The 15,843-nt window shown below is 64.7% G+C and carries 7 protein-coding genes; all 7 read right to left on the bottom strand.

The window, feature by feature from the left end:
• Positions 1-77 precede the first annotated feature (77 nt).
• The 7 genes from LWC34_RS12065 to LWC34_RS12035 all read right to left on the bottom strand — a co-directional run bounded on the left by LWC34_RS12065 (position 78) and on the right by LWC34_RS12035 (position 15,483).
• Positions 78-953, bottom strand: a complete 876-nt coding sequence (locus LWC34_RS12065; protein ID WP_233725140.1) for a GHMP family kinase ATP-binding protein — start codon at positions 951-953, stop codon at positions 78-80.
• The gene (locus LWC34_RS12060; protein WP_233725139.1) at positions 950-2,812 is read right to left on the bottom strand and encodes a class I SAM-dependent methyltransferase; all 1,863 of its coding nucleotides are present in this window, start codon (positions 2,810-2,812) and stop codon (positions 950-952) included. The genes LWC34_RS12065 and LWC34_RS12060 overlap by 4 nt, the downstream gene beginning before the upstream one ends.
• Positions 2,809-3,939 carry a glycosyltransferase gene (locus tag LWC34_RS12055; protein WP_233725138.1) on the bottom strand — a complete coding sequence of 377 codons (1,131 nt, stop codon included), beginning with the start codon at positions 3,937-3,939 and terminating at the stop codon, positions 2,809-2,811. The genes LWC34_RS12060 and LWC34_RS12055 overlap by 4 nt, the downstream gene beginning before the upstream one ends.
• Positions 3,940-4,000: 61 nt before the next feature.
• On the bottom strand, positions 4,001-4,786 hold the full coding sequence (locus LWC34_RS12050; RefSeq protein WP_233725137.1) for an alpha/beta fold hydrolase: 786 nt from the start codon (positions 4,784-4,786) through the stop codon (positions 4,001-4,003).
• A 5-nt stretch (positions 4,787-4,791) separates the two neighbouring features.
• Positions 4,792-5,079 carry an acyl carrier protein gene (locus LWC34_RS12045; protein WP_233725136.1) on the bottom strand — a complete coding sequence of 96 codons (288 nt, stop codon included), beginning with the start codon at positions 5,077-5,079 and terminating at the stop codon, positions 4,792-4,794.
• Positions 5,072-8,947: a beta-ketoacyl synthase N-terminal-like domain-containing protein gene (locus LWC34_RS12040; protein WP_233725135.1), complete on the bottom strand. Its 3,876-nt coding sequence runs from the start codon at positions 8,945-8,947 to the stop codon at positions 5,072-5,074. Before LWC34_RS12040 ends, LWC34_RS12045 begins: the two co-directional genes overlap by 8 nt.
• Before the next feature lie 44 nt (positions 8,948-8,991).
• Positions 8,992-15,483 carry a type I polyketide synthase gene (locus tag LWC34_RS12035; protein WP_233725134.1) on the bottom strand — a complete coding sequence of 2,164 codons (6,492 nt, stop codon included), beginning with the start codon at positions 15,481-15,483 and terminating at the stop codon, positions 8,992-8,994.
• Positions 15,484-15,843 lie beyond the last annotated feature (360 nt).

The following is a 15,843-nucleotide window of genomic DNA, read 5'->3' as shown; positions in this document are numbered from 1 at the left end:
CACCGATCCCGTCTGTTTTGTCGCTGATCACCGCCTAGGTTACGGGTTCACGCTGCGCGACGGGCGGCGCACAGGAATTATCGGGTGACTTTGCGGGCGCCCGCGGACGGCCGAATGGTCAGATACCTCGGTGGTGTGCGCGACTCGCGGCGGAACGCATCGGACACACAGGCCCGGACCGCGGCCAGCCGATCCGGCGTTGCCAGCACGACAACAGGCCGTCCCGGATCGTCAACCAGCATCGTTGCCCCGAGCGCACCGGCATTCAGTGCCGCGTCGACCGCGATGTCCTGTTCGGTCTCGGTTTGCTGCGCACGGTGGAAACCGGTCAGATCCTGGCCAAGCTCGTCAAGCGAACCGTGCTGGCGTACCGGGAAATCCGCGAGCCGCACCGGCGTGTCGCGACGCACGCGGGTGTCTACGATCAGCAACCGGGCGCCCGCGATGTCCACGCCCACTTCATATCCCGCGAATGCCGCCTCCACCCGCGATCGCGGTTGCGATTGGGCGAGCACGTCCACGAGGTGCCCCAAGGGCATGCCGGGCTGGCATAGGTCACGAAGAGCCATTCCAGCCGCGCATGCCAATGCGGTCGACGAGGACAGCCCGCTGCCCGTCGGAAGGTCCACACTGCACAGCAAGGTGATGCCGCCGGGGTGCAGCCGTTGGACCACCTGGACCACCGGCTTGGCCCAACCGGGCACATCATCCGTTGGCAGGATCACTGGTTCGGCGGGCCTGTTGATGGACGCGAGATGAATGATCCCATCGTCCCTTCGAGCGCCAGCGACGATCGCGCCCCACCGCGCACACACCGACAAACCAGGCAGTACGGACACGACACCCGGTGCATACCAGACGCCTTCTGCGGACTGTCCGAACGCTTCCCGGAACGCGTGCGGCACAAGACGAAGCTCCGGGGCGACGTCCGTACGGTCCGCGAGATCGATCATGCGGGCTCCTTGCGAGCAAGCACTCGGTAGGCGTTGCCGCGGTCATTGCGCTTGGCGATCGACTGGTTCAGCGTCTTGTCCAGCAGCCCCGCCACGATCAGCCATGGGATACCGACCGACCAGACGGCCGCGCTGCGCAATGCCTTCAGTTTCGGCTTCGCCGGGCGCCACGGCGACGGTGAACGCGGCGCGAGGGAGGCGAGGAACAAGTAGCTGGACAGGACGAAGTCGTTGCACAGATGGGCTTTGCCGCGTTCTTCGGCTACGGGTGTGAGGCCGCGTTCGACCAACGCCTTCTTGAGGTTGCCGATGGGGAGCATGTGCTGGTGCTGTGGCTGGAACCATGGCATCCAGTACTTGCCGAACAGCCTGCCGAGGCGCCATTCCGGGTCGGGCACCTCGATCAGCAGGTATCCGCCGTCGGGCAACGTGTTCGCGGCCAGGTCCAGTTCGTCCCACGGGTCTCGGACGTGTTCGAGGTAGTGATGCATGCTGATCACGTCGTAGCGGCCGGTCAGCTCGTCGGCGAAGTCCTTGAAGTTCCCGCGATACGACTCGGTGATCCAGCCTAGCGTGGCTGCGTCCTCAATGGACGCTCCCTGGTCAAGGCCGTCGAACCGGGTTTCCGGCAGGACTTCCTTGGCACCACGGCAGAAGTGCGCGTGCCCGGAGCCGACGTCCAGCCAGTTGCGTGGGGTGGTGAATGGGACGACCATCTTGGCGCGGTCGTAGTATGGATCCGGCTTACCGGCGAAGACGGCTTCGGCCGCGCCGGCGCCGTGGCCGTCGTAGAAGTCACGGTAGTAGAAGTCAAGTCCAGCCGTGGACAGTCGCGGGTTCTGGAAGACGTGTCCACAGGAGACACATTCGTCCATTGTGAACTCACCGGGCTTGAGCTGTACGAGGTCAACACTTCGGACGATCCGCTTGAGGGACACACCGCCACAGGTCGGGCAAGTCTCCCGGCGTGGCTCGAAGAACCGGTCCGTGCCGCGTTCGATCTCGACTCTATAGGCCGGGACTGAGGCCAGCAGGTCCTTCTCGTGCTGGATCTCGGCCGCGGTACGCCAGGTCCCGGCCATCGTCCGGATCCACAGGTACGGCTGGTAGGCAACCCGGAGGATCGAGGTCAGCCACAGATCCTTGGGCTTCAGCGGCGTTGCGGCGAACACGAGCAGCGGCTGCAGACTGTACAGGCCAGCCGCGATCAGGCCCCATGGCCACGTCCACACGGTCGCGCCGACGACCGCGAGGTATCCGATCATCGAGGCCACGGTGGACATCGCCGGACGCTTGCCGTACTTACGAAGCCTGGCTTTGCGTGTCGACAGGTCGTACGGCGTTGCGTTGAGCGTTGGAGCGACCGCGATGTCGACGCTGACGCCTTCCCGGTCCTTGACGCGCCTGGCTACGGTGACGAACTCGGTAGGATCAACCGGATCCTTGATGTCCAGTTTGTCCACAGCCTTGCGGCTGTACAGGATTGCCTCGCCTGCGCTCGTCCCACGTATCCACCGACCTTCGCGGTAGGTCTTGGGATCGAACTGGTTGAGCAGGTCGACTGCGGCCACAGTGGACAGGTTGGCTGGTACGAGGTCGACCAGCCCGAGGTCCTCGGCTCTGGCGAACTCGATCGCCGACTGCCGGACGTCTGCTGGCAGTTCGGCCGGGAACGACTGGAAGTCCTCGGAGTCTCCTGAGGCAGCGGGCAACAGGTCGTGAGGGCCTGTTTTGGCGCGTTGAACGCCGCGAGGGTGGCCTTCACGGCATACCCGAATCTGACTGGCCCGGCCTCTCAGCCGCAGGGTGTCCACGGTCAGGTAGGCCACCACCAGGCCGAACAGGATCCACGCGATCATGCCACCACCGCCTCGAGATGATCAGCCGCGACGGACGCACCGCCGCCGAGCCGGAACGACTCTTGCACCCGGCGCGCATTGACCGCGTACTCCGGGTTTGTCAGGACGTCAGCCAGTGCCCCACGAATCTCACCGGCACGAACTCGTTGGTACTTCAGGCGAATCCCCGCACCCACAGAAGCCACCTGCTGAGCGATGATCGGCTGATCATCACGGATGGGAGCGACAACGAGCGGAAGCCCATGCGCCAGCGTCTCACAGACAGTGTTGTGGCCGCCATGCGAGATCACAGCGTCCATATGCTTCATAAGTGCCAGTTGCGGAACTCTTTCCCGCACCAGGACGTTGCGTGGCACTTCGAGCGGCGGTGCGACCATGACGATCTGCACATCTGGCATTTCCGCGACGGCGTCGATCACTTCACCGAAAAAGCGGTGACCCGCCACGCCGTTCAGCGTGCCCAGTGACACCAGCACTTTGCGTTTCTCTTCGGCCAGCCAGTCCCACGGGAAGTCGCCGCGATCAGGCCGATGTTCGAGGATCGGCCCCGTGAAGACGTAGTTGGGTGGAAAGGTCTCGCCGACGAGGAGTGGTGACGTGAACACCAGAACCAGGATCTCGGAGAACCTGATATCGGACCCGCTGAGCTCGTGAAGCTGGCCGAGGACCCAATCTTCGACCTTGGGCATCGTCTTGAGCGGACGAATCAGCTCGGCCGGAGTACTCGCACTGGTCACCCATGGGATGCCGAGATCTTCGGCAACCACCGGACCAGCAAGCGCTTGTTGGTCAGCGATGAGGACATCCGGCTGGTATTCCTTCACGGCGGCCTGAACCCCAGGAATCATGGCGTGCGCCAGTGGGATCAGGAACTCTTCCCACAGGAACTTGAGAACCGCGATGCCCTTCAGTTGGAGCCAGCGTTGCCGGGCTTCCTGGATGTCGGCTTCAAGGCGGTCGTCAAGGGCAGGGAAGATGTGTGATTGGTCTGGGAGGAGGGCTTCGACGGTGGCAGGATGGCCGACCCACGCAACCTCATGGCCACGGCGCAGGAGTTCGGCCCCGACACCAATAGTGGGATTGATGTGGCCAGTGAGAGGTGGAACGATGAAGAGGAAGCGACTCATGCCTTCTCCACGCTGTGGTCACCTGCGTAGCATGAGCCGGGCACTGTGTTGAATGACTCGCTCATCCGACCTTCTCCAACCAGGCAAGCACCTTTTCGATCAGCTCCCCAGTCGCCTCTCTCAACACCGTATGCCCCAAACCGGGAATCACATGGGTCTCGCAACCCGGCACCAACCTGTCCAAATCCTTGGCCGCACCAACGAGTTCCGACTCGGCCCCGAACACGCCCAGCACAGGGCACCGAACCGCGGCAAGGTCCGATTCGGACAGCAAAGCGCCCGAAACCAGATCATCGATCAACGACGTCCGGTTGAGCAGAGCATCCGCGTTGTTCGCTAGTTTGGCGACCTTTCGTTGCCCCAGCTTGATCAGCTGCTCACCCGTCCGATCGAACTCCAGACCCAAAGCGGCCACACTCAACGTGTTGACGATGTCCTCGACCCACTCCTCGCCCGACTCCCCCGCACAAGCCGACTCCACCAGCACAACCCCGGCCACCCGGTCCACAGCCTTCAGAGCCGCATGCATCGCGACCACACCACCATAACTGTTGCCCAGCAGGTACACCGGCTCTGAGACACCCAACGAGTCCAGGATGGCCAGAAGATCCAGGGCATTTTCCTGAGGCGTGTAACCGGATTCAGGCCGCGCCGACAACCCATGCCCGCGCAGGTCAAACAAGATGGTCCGGATTCCGTTACGCGCCAATGGTGCCGCGAGGGTGTAGTAGAAACTGGACAGATTGTCCATCACTAGACCGTGCACGAACACCACTGTGGGCCCGGTGTTTTCGGACCCCAGCTGCTGTACGTGGAACTTCAGGCCACGGGCGTGGATGTCGGCCACAGGTCTCAGCCGGTGGTCGCGGCGGGTTGGGTTTGGATGTGGCCGACGAGTTGGCCGACGGTCATCGCCATGATCTCGTCGATGTCCATGTCGCCGAGGAACGCGACCAGGTCGACCTGGTTGCCGTACCGGGAGCGCAACTTGTCCGCCAAGGCGACGAACTCGATGCTTTCCAGGCCCAAATCGTCGCTGAATGTCGTTTCCGACGTAACCTCCATGCCGAGCAGTACGTCCTCGCCGACCACTTCGGCGATCAGCCGGATCACCTCGTCGAGCACTTCTGGTTCAGACACGCTGCTCTCCCGTCTGTTTCCATGTGACCGCATAGGACGTTCCGTCATCCGTAACGACGATTTCGTGCACGGTGTCCCCTGCGATGGCCACCGCACATCCGGGGGCCGAAGGCTTGGTGGGATCCGCCCATTGCGCGACCGAGACCTTGGGGGTGGCGAACGCGCCACGAACTTGCACGCTGGATCCATCATCTGTGACCGTCAACTCGACCGGGAAGATCGCTCCGACGCCCCGGTCCCACAGCCAGCGGCGAACCGCGTCCTTGGCGGCGATGACGCGAAGCAACCACTGGCGTCGGGTTCGAAGGTCAAGGGACGAATAGTGGGCACGCTCGCTTGCCGTCATGTACCTGCGGGCCATGAGCTCACGGGTCGCGCTGTCGTCGGCCCACTTCTCGGTCACGAGGACCCAGCCGCCGTCCTGTGGCTCGGCCAGGGTGTTGAGCTCGGGACGCAGCTTGACCTGCCAGATTCGGTCGTCCGTGGTGAACCTGCGGGTCGCCCATCCTTCGATCCGGCACCAGAGCCTGCCGTCGGACGTCCGCAACACAGCATCAGCCCGCATTGTCTCCGCGGTGACGTCCAGAATCCACGCCTCGCAGCTAATGCGCGAGCCGGGTTCGGGATCGGGTCCGTAGTACCGGACCGCGCCGATGCCGGTGGGAAGCACGGTCTGGTCGACGTCCCTGCTGACCTGCATCCAGTGCCCGATCAGCTGTCCCGCGCAGTCCAGCAAGGCACCGGATGCAGGCAACACCGTCAGCTCGCCGGTGATCCCGTTGTCCGCCAACGTGGTGATCTCCGAGACCCCGGCGAACCGCGGACCGTGGAACATCCAGCCTTCGCCGTAAAGCTCATTCGCCGTCACGGGCGCCGGTCGAGGTGCTCGCAACGGCGGATAGGTGCGGGATTCCGGCTCAGGGTATCCGGATCCAAATCGGACAACACCTTCGGCGTAATCCCCTACGCGGACGCGAACCACACCACCGTCCAATTTGGCCGTGATCCGGACTTCGCGCCCGGGCTCGACATCCAGCCAACGCATGGCACGGACCGACTCGACCGCGGTCACCACACCTGACGGGACCACAGCGCGGGCGGCGTCCTTGATGACCTCGACCAGGCCGGTGATCGGCACGATCGGGAATCCGTCGGACAGGTCGTGCCATCCTTCGGGCTGCGGGAAGATCGAGTGGTCGACCAGATACGGCATGGTCTGCACCGAAAAGACCCGGCTCAGCTCCACTTCGGTCGGCTTAGGCGCCGCCAATGCCTCGGCGACCTCACGCGCGACCGCCGTGGTCTCAGCAAGGACCGCACTCAGCGCGGCGCCGACGTCGGTGGAAGCGTCCACGGTCACTGGTTGGTCGATGCTAAGAGGATCCAGAGTGAATCGCTTGAGACCGAGGGACAGCAACTTCCCGCCATGACCGCGCTGAAGACCGAACGCCCACAAAGCCGCGGCGGCCCGGTGCTCCGAATCGCCCGCGATGGTCACGAATTCCTGGCCACTGAGCGTATCGTCGACGAACCCGGGCAAGCTACCCGCGCCAACCTGAACAAAGGCTCGGATTCCACTGTCGTGCAACCGTTGCAGCAGCGGCCGGAACCGAACCGGCTCGACCAGGTGCCGCAACACGAGCTCACGGATCGCGGCTGGATCGTCCGGCATCGGTGCCAACGAGGTCGCGGACCAGACCGGGATGGACGGCGGATGCACGGTAAGCGCCGAGACCGTGGCCTTGGCACCGTCCAAGTGTGGTGCGAGGGCTGGAGTGTGAAAGCCCGTACGGAACGGCATGACCTGCGCCATGATTCCGTTTTCCGTCAGGCTTTCCACTGCCCTGGCGAGGTCGTGCGCGGGTCCGCAAATGACTGACTGATGTGGACAGTTGTCGTGGCTGACGACCACATCGACCGACAGCGAGTCCAGAATCCCTTGGGCTTTTTCGGCCGAGCAGCCGAGCGCAGCGTAGACCACGTCGACGACCCCGACCATCCCAGGACGCAGCGATTCGACGAACTGGTCGACCGTGGGATAGATGCCCGCGACGACCATCGCGGTCCACTCCCCCATACTGTGCCCGGCCATCGCGCTTGGCACGATCCCGGCTTCGCGGAGTTTGGTGGCCTGTCGTCGACCGGCTCGCAGCAAAGCAAGCGCATGCTCGACGACAGACTCTTCCCCGGCCAGTTCCGCGGTTCCACGATGCTCGAACCCTGGGAACAAGAACGCGATTTGGTCGTTGCGGGTCAACAATGGCTTCGGCGAGAACCAGATGTCGTGCCTGCCTGCCCATTTCTTGCCACGGCCGACGATTTGCCGCGCGAGTTTGAGCCTGCGGGCATCCGGCTGCCACATCACCAAGCGGCACGGTTTGTCCTCGGCCCTGGTCCTGAGCGCCGCACGGCTCAGCAGATCGGCGTCCTCAGCCAGCAGTTCCCGTTCGAGCTCCTCAGCCGAATTCGCCGAAAGCATCAATACGGGCGCCAATGGATCCGGTTGTACCGCACCGGAATCGGTCGCTTGGTCAAGAACGATGTGGGCGTTGATCCCACCGAACCCGAACGCGTTCACGCCCGCCCGGCGAAGCCCATCCCACGGCCGTGGTTCCAGCACTGGCTCGAACCGAGTGCCCGCAAGGGCCGGATGCGGGTCCTCGATGTGCAAAGTCGGCGGCAGAGTCGCGTGATGCACGGCAAGGGCGGCTTTGATCAACCCGGCCATCCCGGCCGCTGGCATCGCGTGGCCGATCATCGACTTGACCGTGCCGATGCCGACCTGGTCCCCGGCCGTCCCAAAGGCCTTGATCATCGTGGCCAGTTCGGCCGCGTCACCCGCTGGCGTCGCGGTTCCGTGGGCTTCGATCAGGCCGAGAGCCTCGCCGGGTTCGAGCCCCGCTTCCTGCCAAGCTCGGCGCACAGCCAGAAGCTGGCCTTCCGGGTTCGGCGTCATCATACTCGTCGCACGGCCGTCACTCGCCGTGCCAACACCGCGAATCACGGCGTAGATCCGGTCGCCATTGGCCACGGCATCGCTGTAGCGCTTGAGCAGAACCATGCCGACGCCTTCGGACAGCAGCGTTCCATCCGCTGATCGGTCGAACGGCCGGATCCGCTGTTGAACGCTGAGCGCGCGCAGTTGCGTGAACACGCTCCACAAAGTCGGGTGATGCGATACGTGCACGGCACCAGCCAACATCGCGTCACACCGACCAGAAGCCAGCTCACGAACCGCATGTTCAACTGCCACAAGTCCCGAAGCACAGGCTGCGTCCACTGTGTACGCCGGACCCAGCAGATCGAACCGGTTCGCGATCCTGGACGCGGCCAAGTTCGGCACAAGGCCAATGGACGCTTCAGGCTGCTCTGGCCCCAGCCGCTCCCGCAAAGCCTCCCTCAGCGCCGCCGTGTCGACCCCGGGAATCAGGTCCTTGACGACCGAGATCACCTGTCCTACCTGGACCCGCTGGTCAAGCCGGGCGCAGCCGGGAGTGAGGTATCCCCCACGGCCGACCACGACTCCCACCTTGGCCCGGTCCGGCAAGGACTGCTCGCCACCGGCATCGGCGATCGCCGCGGCGGCCACGCCCAGAGCTAGCAATTGGTCAGGCTCAGCGGCGTCCACTGTGGACGGCATGATGCCGAACCGAGTCGGGTCGAACATCGCCAGATCGTCGAGAAAACCGCCGCGATGGCAGTAGAACCGATCGCTCGCGGGCGTAGCTGACGGGTCGTAGTAGATCGACGGGTCCCAGCGGTCAGCCGGGATCGTGCCGATCGCGTCGACCGATCCGACAATGTTGTGCCAGAACGCAGGCACATCGGCAGCGGCTGGGAAGAGCGCTCCTATGCCGACAATTGCCACGTTCTGTCGTGAGTGGTTAGGAGGGTTAGAACGCGCGTAACCACTCACGACATGCCCTGGATCGCGCATTGGTAGACGACTTGCACAGCCTCACCAACGGCGATCTCACGCAGCAGGCACGCGACGCCCTCGCGGGGATCGATCAGCTGGATGCCTCGGCGTCCGTACTCCTCGGCGAGGTCCGCGGCCATCCCGCTGCCAGCCCATGGCCCCCAGTCCACACTCACCACACGAGCGTTCGTTTGGGTTGCCCAGAACCGGGCGATCCGGTCAAGCGTGTCGTTGGCCGCCGCGTAGTCGGCCTGGCCCCGGTTGCCGAGGACACCACTGATGCTGCCGAACAGGACCATGAACTTCGGGTCGTGGTTCAAGGCCTTCGCCAGCGCCCGCGCGCCGTTGACCTTTGTGTTGTAGACCCTGGCGAACGACTCCGGCGTCTTGTCGGCCATCAGCTTGTCGTCGAGGACGCCAGCGCCGTGCACGACGCCGTCGATCCGGCCGAATCTGGCGACGATGTCGTTGATCACGCCGTGGACTGCGTCGGTGTCCTGGACATCGCACGCGTGATAGCGCACGGACGCCGCCGACGATCGCAGCGCGTCCATGGTCGCCCGGATCTCCCGTTCCGCCAGGATCCGCCGAGCCTGTGCCGCGATCTCCTCACGGTCCTTGAGGCCAGTCTCGATCAGGGCTCTGCGGAGTTCTGCTTCGTTCTGGGCCGACACCGTGCTTGGGTCCTCTGGGCCCTTCGGGGGCGCGGTCCGGCCGATGAGTTCGATCCGGCATCCAGTCTGCTCGGCCAGCGCGACCGCCGCGAGTGCCGTAATGCCCCTGGCGCCACCGGTCAGCAGCACCACGCTGTCCTCATTGAGCTGTGGCGTGCCAGTCCCCTGGAGTTCCACAGTGCTCAGTTCGATCGCGTAGCGCTGTCCCGAAGCATGACCAGTCACCACTGGGCCGTCCACTGTGGTCAGCTCGGCCAGCAGGGATGCCGCGATCAGCGAGTCACTTTCCTTCGGGCTCACGTCCACCGCGCGGATGTGCAGGTCCGGGTACTCGTGTGCGGCCGTTCTGATCAGGCCGTGCATGCCGAGGTCCAGAGGTTCGTGGTCATCTTCGGGCTCGCCGAATCCGAACGTCCCACCGCCAGCGGTGGCCACGATCAAGCCCTTGATCCCGGCCGTGAGGCACGCCCGGATGTCCTCGTACGCTTCCGGCAAGGTCGGCTCGCCGGTCGACCTGAGAGCACTGAGATACAGCACGTAGTCAGCGTCCACAGTCGACACTTGATCCACGGTGTGCGGCACTCCGCCAAGGCGTTCGACGCCGTCGGCGATCGACAGTCCCACGTTTCCGCCGTCGTCCACGATCAGGACACGCTGGCCGGTAAGGGAAGCAGGTTCGGCGCACGCGTCGATCGTGACCAATGTGGGCACTTGCCGGATCGGCCGTCCGCCTTCGATGACCACCTTTTCCTGCTGTGGCACAGGTGCTGTCGTGGTCTCACGCTGACCGAACCAGCCGACGATACCCTCGATGGTCTTGATCTGGGTCAGCGCCTCGACCGTCGTCCCGTCGCCGGTCACGCCAAGCGCGGTGGCGAGTTCACCGATGATCTCGGTCCGCTTGATCGAGTCGATCGACAGGTCGGCTTCCAGATCCAGACCTGGTTCCAGCATCTCGGGCGGGTAGCCGGTGCGGGCGCTGATCGTCTCAAGCACGACCGTACCAACATCGACCACGCGCTCGGGCTCTTTCACCGGCTCTGGCGTGACTACCTCGGGCACCACGACAACAGGCTGAGGCGCGGGAGTAGCGGGCACTGGCGCTGTCCCAAGATAGCCAAGCAGGACATCGCGTTGCGCGGCAACGGCTTCGCGCATACCGTCGAGGAATTCCTTGACGATCACGTCCCGGTTCACTGGGTTCGCGGCTGTCGGTGCAGTCAGCTTGGGCGCCTCGGTGGCTGGGCGCAGGCCGCCACTCAACGCCTTGCCGTTGGCGTCACGCACGAGTCCTCCATCAACGAACCACTTGGGACGAGCCGGAATGTCCTCGAGCCGGACCGGTTCGGCCCGTCCGGTGAACAGCGGAGCCACGTCCACCGGCACACCCGCGACGGCCAGGTCCGCCAGTGCGGTCAGGAATGTCTTGATCCCGTTCTGGCCAGGAGCATCACACGAAACCGCGGTGTACGGCCGGTCGCCGAGGATCTTGCGAACCAGACCGGTGAGCACACCGCTCGGTCCTGCTTCGACGAACACCCGAGCACCGGCTTCGTACATCGCCTCGATCTGCTCGACGAACCGAACCTCGGACGCTACCTGACGGGCCATTGTGGACCGGACATCCCGGTAGACCGAAGCATCCACATTGGACCATACAGGGAACTGTGCCGATTGGACTTCCTGCGATGTGAGAACGTCCGCGAAAGTGTCCGAGGCCTGCGCGACAAGCGGACTATGGAACGCCGCCGCGACAGGAATCGTCCGCGCCGAGAGCCCGGCTTGCTTCAATCGCGTAACGGCTTCGGTGATAGCCTCGGTGCCACCGGAAATCACGACCTGGGTCGGCGAGTTGTGGTTTGCGACGACCACATTGTCAGGAACGAGTTTCCGAACGTCGTCAATCGAGCCCGTGACCGCGGCCATGGTTCCTGGATCGTCGCCGACCGCGCCCACAATGGCTTTGGCGCGTGCTTCGCTCAGCTCCAACAACTGTTCGTGTTCGAAAACCCCGGCCGCGGTCAACGCCACAAGCTCGCCATAGCTGTGGCCACCGGCCATGTCCGGCCGGATCCCGAGCCATGCCAGCAGTTGCGTCATCGCGAGGCCCGCAATGCCGAGCGTGGGCTGGGCAACCGTGGTGTCGGTGATCGCAGCCTTCTGCCGATCGGCTTGTTCGGGAGTTTTGGCGGCAGGCGGGAACATGACGTTCTCGTACCGGCCACCGGACAGCCGCAAAGTCCGCTGCAACCGTGGAAACGCCGTGAACAGGTCCAGGAGCATCCCCGGCCGTTGACTGCCCTGGCCTGGGTACAAGAACGCGACCTTGGGCGAGTCACCGGAACGCAGCCGCACAGCGCTCGACGCACGCCACGCTTGGACGTCCGCCAGCACCTCTGACAGTTCGTCGAGGCTGGTCACGACGGCTGCCGCCTGGATGGGTTGGCTTGGTGACATGGCAGCCCCAGTGCCTGCCATGTCACGCAAGGTCTTGGGGCGTCCGGCGGCGTCGTTCGCTTTCACCAGCCGGGCCAGCCGCTCGGCGACCCGTTGCGCCGCGGCAGTGTCCGCGCCACGGAACACGAACAGCTCCGCAGGCCACGAGTGCAAGCCGTGCATGGGTTCGTCGACACCGCCATAGCCGGTGATCACGGTGTGGAAGTTGGTACCACCGAAGCCGAACGCGCTGACCCCGGCCGTCCGCTCGGAAGCAGGGGCTGACCAGGTGCGATGTCCGAACGCGAACGGGCTGGTCTCCGGTTTCCAGTAGGCGTTGGGCTTGGTCACGTGCAGCGTGCCCGGCCGGATCCCGATGTGGACGGCGATCGCGGCCTTGATCAGCCCGGCCAGGCCCGCGGTGCACTTGGTGTGCCCGATCTGCGACTTCACCGACCCGATGGTCGCGCTTCCCGCGTCCACCCCGGCGTCGCTGAACATCTCGGTCAGCGCGGCCAGTTCGGTCCGGTCGCCGACAACGGTTCCCGTCCCGTGCGCCTCGACGAGCCCAACGTCCTTCACCGAAACACCAGCCGAGCCATAAGCCCGTTGCAACGCACGGCGTTGCCCATCGGCACGCGGAGCCGTGAGCCCCAAGGACTTGCCGTCGCTGGAGGCGCCGATTCCCTTGACCACGGCGTAGATCCGGTCGCCGTCACGTTCGGCGTCGGCCAAGCGCTTGAGCACCACACAGGCCACGCCTTCGCCAAGGGCGATCCCGTCAGCCGCGGAGTCGAACGTGGCGCACCGGCCGCTCGGCGACAATGCCTTGACCGAGGCGAACATCATGTAGTCATGGGCGCTGTTGTGCAGGTCAACGGCACCGCACAAGACCATGTCGCTTGTGCCGCCGCGAAGTTCCTTGCAGGCAACGTCCAGCGCTGCCAGGCTCGATGCGCAGGCCGCGTCGACGGTGTAGTTGGCGCCGCCAAGGTCGAGCCGGTTGGCGATCCGTCCGGCGATGACGTTGCCAAGCACGCCGGGAAACGAGTCCTCGGTCAACGTGGGCAGGTAGTCGTCGAGCCCTTCCGGGGCGCTGCCATACAAGGCGGGCAACGCCGATCGGACGGTGTACGCGTTGGCCAGGTCGGCTCCTGCTTCGGCACCGAAGATCACCGATGTGCGTTCCCGGTCGAACTCCCGTGTCTCGTAACCGGAGTCGTGCAGTGCCCGCGCGGCCGCTTCCAGAGCAAGCAGTTGGGCGGGTTCGATCGAGGTCAGTGACGCCGGTGGGATGCCGTACGCGAGCGGGTCGAACGCGACCGGGTCGAGGAATCCGCCCCAGCGTGACGGCGTGGCGTCCTTGTACAGCTCAGGATTCCAGCGCTCGGCCGGGACTTCGCTGATCGCGTCGACTCCGGAGACGATGTTCGCCCAGTACTCGGCCACATCGGAAGCGCCAGGCAGCATCGCGGCCATCCCGACGATCGCGATGTCGAGGGGATCGGCCTGAGGCTGGGCCGGTTGTTCGACGAGTTCGGCGTACCTCGCCCGGAAGAACTCCTGGCTGGTGACCTCGGCGTGCAGACTGGCGATGTCGGTGAGTTCGGAGCGCAGTGTGGCCGCTTGACCGATCATGAACATCCCGGTCGCATGCTGCTCGTCCTCATCCACGCCGACAAGGTCATCGCCGTCACGCTTCAGTGCGCGGCTGGCGATCCGCAGCCTGCCGAGGTTCAGCTTCTCCAGCTGCTCCCAGGCTTCCTGCTTGGGCGCGTCGGCAAGACCGGCCTTCGCCTGTTCAAACATGTCCACAAAGGACGACTGGGCGCATCGGACGCTGTGCCCCGGTGAGGTCTCCAGCAACGCGGTCGCCGAGCATTCGACCGCGACCTGCTGGAATACCGGGGTGATCGCGCCGTGCTCGACGGCCTCGCGGGTGAACAGGTAGGCCGTGCCCATCACCGCGCCGACGCTCGCGCCCTTGTCGACCAAGGGCGCGCTCATCGCCGAGACCATCGCGGCCGAGCGTTCGTCGTGGATTCCACCTGCGAACAGCACGCTGACATCGTCGAGTGACGCCCGGCGCCGCAGCACCGAGATCTGTTGCTCCCACAGGGTGAAGCTGGACCGCGGACCGGTGTGGCCGCCGCACTCCCAGCCTTCGAAGACGAACTTGCGGGCGCCTTCGTCGAGGAAGTTCTGCAGCAGCGCGGGCGACGGAACGTGCAGGAACGCCTCGATCCCCGCGTCTTCGAGCACCTTGGCCTGCGCCGGTTTGCCGCCGGCGACGATCGCGTACGGCGGTTTGACGGCAAGCACTTCCGCCAGTTGGGCCTGCCGCAGTTCCGGCTCGGCGAAACCGAGTATTCCGACTCCCCACGGACGGCTGCCGAGTCGAGCGGCCGTCCGGGTCAACAGGTCCCTGGTCTGTTCGCCGTTCATCAATGCGAGAGCGAGGAACGGCAGCCCGCCGCCCTCCGCGACCGCGTTGGCGAAGGAGGGCTGATCACTCACCCGGGTCATCGGCCCTTGTACCAGTGGGTAACGTAGGCTATCCGCACGCGCGCAGAATGGTCCGTCCGGCCGTAGTGCTGGATTCCGTGCGGCCAATTCGAGATTGGCCTTGACAGTCTTCTGAATTAATTGCACGATCCCACCGGCCGTGCCACCCGATTGGCGCAAGCCCTCCGCCAGCGCGCCGTCCTGACCGACCCGGAGCGCATATGCTGCCCCCGGGCGGCTAAGCACGCGATTGCCGTCGACAATAGCGGTGTCGGCGCCGTCCATCCCGGCAATAGCCGCCACGACCTCGGTATTGAGACAATCGCGGACTTCCTTGACGAGGGCGAGTTGGCTGTCGAGAACGACACCGCGCGCACCACCCGCGACGGCCGCCGCAGCAGTGTTCGGACCGATCCCACCAGCGGCCCAGACGGGCACATCGAACTCGGCCAACAGCCGCTGCAGGAGTACGAACGTGGTCAGTTCGCCGACGCGTCCACCCGACTCGCTGCCACGGGCGATCAGACCATTGGCCCCACTTCGGACCGCGGCGCGGGCTTCGTCGACCGAGGTCACTTCGACAAGCACTCTTCGGCCATGACTTGCAACAAGTTGCGGCGTAACGATTGTGTCAACGTCTCGCGGCAAGTCTTCTGCGCTAAGTGGACAGTCGGGTGCAAGCCGGACACCGAATGGTCCAGTCAGCCTGCTCCGGACGGTCGCCAGCGCGGCCACCGCACGCGCGCGATCGCTGCCGAGGTCGAGCACGCCGAGACCACCGGCGCGCGCGACCGCGACGACTAGTCCCGCATTGGGCTCGCCGAACGGACTCACGCCGATCACCAGGTCACGGCAGGAAAGCGTGCTCAAATCGATTCCTCCTCCACACCTACAGGGATCGGGATGTGAAAGGAAACCAGTGTGTTAACAACCGGAGCGCCACCCCGGCGGGACGTTTCCGGACCGTTTACAACCGTTTCAGTGGGTTAACTTCGTCGCAACGAAATTAATCAGGTCTTTGTTTGACGCCTAGTCCAGCAGATCCGCCACAAAGAGGGTTCGTCTTGTGACAGTCCGTCGCACGACGATCACCGTACAAACAAAACGGAGCACAGTCCACACCCTTGTGAGAATTTCTCACGCGTGCGGTGACTGTTGTCTGGCAACCACACCTTCCTTGGGCCAATCCGCTCACCAGAGTGAGTGCAGGCAGTGCCCTGAAACGATGAA

It is taken from the genome of Kibdelosporangium philippinense, from assembly GCF_021390435.2.
In the GTDB taxonomy this organism is placed as follows: domain Bacteria; phylum Actinomycetota; class Actinomycetes; order Mycobacteriales; family Pseudonocardiaceae; genus Kibdelosporangium; species Kibdelosporangium philippinense.
This window is presented reverse-complemented; position numbering and strand designations above follow the sequence as displayed.

Bases quoted from the DNA above. Each gene is read 5' to 3' on its own strand.
- LWC34_RS12065 (WP_233725140.1), bottom strand. From the start codon at position 953: ATGATCGATCTCGCGGACCGTACGGACGTCGCCCCGGAGCTTCGTCTT.
- LWC34_RS12055 (WP_233725138.1), bottom strand. From the start codon at position 3,939: ATGAGTCGCTTCCTCTTCATCGTTCCACCTCTCACTGGCCACATCAAT.
- LWC34_RS12060 (WP_233725139.1), bottom strand. From the start codon at position 2,812: ATGATCGCGTGGATCCTGTTCGGCCTGGTGGTGGCCTACCTGACCGTG.